Here is a 2323-nt window from a genome sequence, read left to right as displayed (position 1 = left end):
CCGAAATACCAATCACATCTTTGACGGCAGCCTGAAAGCACTCCGTATCAAAATCGTATGATTCGACCAGCGTACCGTCTATGTCAAACATGACTAGATGCACGAACTCTCCCTTGGCTTATAACGCTCAATTAAGGGGCCGAAAAAGCGTAGCTTTTGAGGTCCCAGCCCGCTTGCGGGCGACTTGAATTATTTGTTAGTTTTTACTGTTTGGCCTCTGTATAAACCACAGGATATGACCACACTCCATACATATTAGACTACTCGCAGATTTATTTGCCCAGTCCATATTAAAAAAGGATGCTATGCTCGTATTGAGAAGGACTTGTTTAAGGATAAATTGGCGTTGTGAGCAATGAGGGCATACTATTTCTCTTTCGTTGATATAGAAAAATGCACCGTTCTTTTGGATTAGCTCGAACTTTGCCCCTTGCTTATCTCCCTTCCTCCTTGAGCGAACCGAGGCTACTAGCGTAACGATAGCCACAAATATTAAAAGAATAACTACCTGTGTAACTAAATCCATGCCTATCTCCCTAACTGGCCTGGAAAACTAACGCTCGTAACACTTGACCGAAAAGCGTAGCTTTTTGGGTCAAGTGCTTACGCTTGTTAAAAATTCATTTGTATATTCGATATTGTTTCTTAAAATTAAATAGAGAAAGCCGTACTTCTACATATAAATCATCACTATATTTTAGCTGACTCAATGTTTCTACTCTAACTATATCTCCGGTCTCAAGCTTTACGACACTTTTATAGTACTCTTGAAAGCCAGCTCTAGGAATGTTGAATTGAGAAATCTGATTATCATATATGGCAACAACTTTTATCTTTCCCATTGGAATACCAACATATAGGAAAACGAAAGCAATAACCATTAAAAGTGCGTATAAAGGATACCTTAGGTTTTTCATATTTTTAACGCCGCGTTAAAGGGCCGAAAAAGCGTAGCTTTTGAGGTCCCAGTTAGCAATGCGAACGATTTTCAATGCTTTGTTATGAATTTTGATTGCCGCATGCTACAGACCTAAGCTCTCTTTTATTTCAATAATCATTTTTGCAATTTTCATGTCGTGTTCTGGCGCTGCAGACAAGCCCATGCTTTCCGTTGAAACAACACTCAGATACTTAGCAATTGGTTCGGGTGACTCACTTTCCATTGCAAGAACGAAAACTCTGGGCAAGTAGGATTGATACTCATCCCTAGCCCAGTCTCCATCAGAGATTCCAATCGGATCCCATTTATAAAAAAGAATCTCATCAATTCTTTTATAGAGTTCCAGTTGAGCTGGTGGCAGTTTCTTTCCCATTGTATACTCATAACGCTGCAATAAACGGACCGAAAAGCGTAGCTTTTTGGGTCCGGTGGAGGCCCCTAGGGCCGGAACGAATTTAATTGCTTTGTTATACGTCATTTCACTTCCGACATAATCCATATTTTCTAAATATGGCCATTTGACGCTTAACAAGCCAACCAAACACCATCATTAACCAAGAATAAGAAGCCGCCACAACTAACAGATAATAGACATAAAACCCTTTAGATACATAGGTAACCAAAGTATTTACAGCAAAACAGAATAGAACAATTATCAATATAGACCATGGCTTGCGAATAAGCTGAAAAAGGCTTTTCTCATTTTTTGTCACCTGAACGATAGAAACAGGAATGATTATGAGAAAAAATGAGAGCACTACGACTAGTATAATTATTCCATCTATCATCAGCCGATCTCCCTATAGTAGCGTATAACGCCAGCCTATGGGGCCGGAACGAAGCGCAGCGCAGTGGAGGTCCCAGCCGCGATAGCGGCGATCATCAGGCTTTTGTTAGAGATTATAGTGCGCATACGCAGATTCGACCTTTCCAGAGTTAGAAAAATGAAATACTTCCGCCGATAGACCACGGACACCTTCGTAAATAAGTGTAACACTGTTGGCCCCTACCAATACGTTTAGAAGGGTAAAGTGTAGATTGGGACTTCTTTTTAAGGCACCCGCCCAGTATGACGCAATATCCTTTTTCCCTTTCAATTTTCCGGAGGGCACGTCTTCATACTTTTTAATCATCGGCGAAGACATTTCGAAGTCTTCTTCGTAATGCGCAAGAATTTTATCCAAATCATGGGAATTCCACGATTCAACCCACTCTTCCGCGAATTCCATTGCTTGAGTCATGTCCATATTTAATCTCTAACGCCCAATTTAGGGGTCGGAGCTGCGTAGCAGCGGAGGTCCCAGCCCGCTTGCGGGCGACTACAATTGTTTGTTAGAGCATGTTTACTCATAGTGTGCAACAGCTCTGTAAACCTTACCTTGA

General features: G+C 41.2%; 3 protein-coding genes. All 3 read right to left on the bottom strand.

Annotation, left to right across the window (positions count from 1 at the left end; genetic code table 11):
• Positions 1-620: 620 nt before the first annotated feature.
• The 3 genes from IEX40_RS21960 to IEX40_RS21950 all read right to left on the bottom strand — a co-directional run bounded on the left by IEX40_RS21960 (position 621) and on the right by IEX40_RS21950 (position 2187).
• Positions 621-917, bottom strand: a complete 297-nt coding sequence (locus tag IEX40_RS21960) for a hypothetical protein (protein ID WP_188752406.1) — start codon at positions 915-917, stop codon at positions 621-623.
• 105 nt (positions 918-1022) lie between these two features.
• Positions 1023-1313: a hypothetical protein gene (locus IEX40_RS21955; RefSeq protein ID WP_188752404.1), complete on the bottom strand. Its 291-nt coding sequence runs from the start codon at positions 1311-1313 to the stop codon at positions 1023-1025.
• Positions 1314-1833: 520 nt separating this feature from the next.
• Entirely contained in the window at positions 1834-2187 is a 354-nt protein-coding gene (locus IEX40_RS21950) for a nuclear transport factor 2 family protein (RefSeq protein ID WP_188752402.1), read from the bottom strand.
• Between the last annotated feature and the right edge of the window lie 136 nt (positions 2188-2323).

Source organism: Marinobacterium zhoushanense (assembly GCF_014641945.1).
Lineage (GTDB): Bacteria > Pseudomonadota > Gammaproteobacteria > Pseudomonadales > Balneatricaceae > Marinobacterium_D > Marinobacterium_D zhoushanense.
This window is presented reverse-complemented; position numbering and strand designations above follow the sequence as displayed.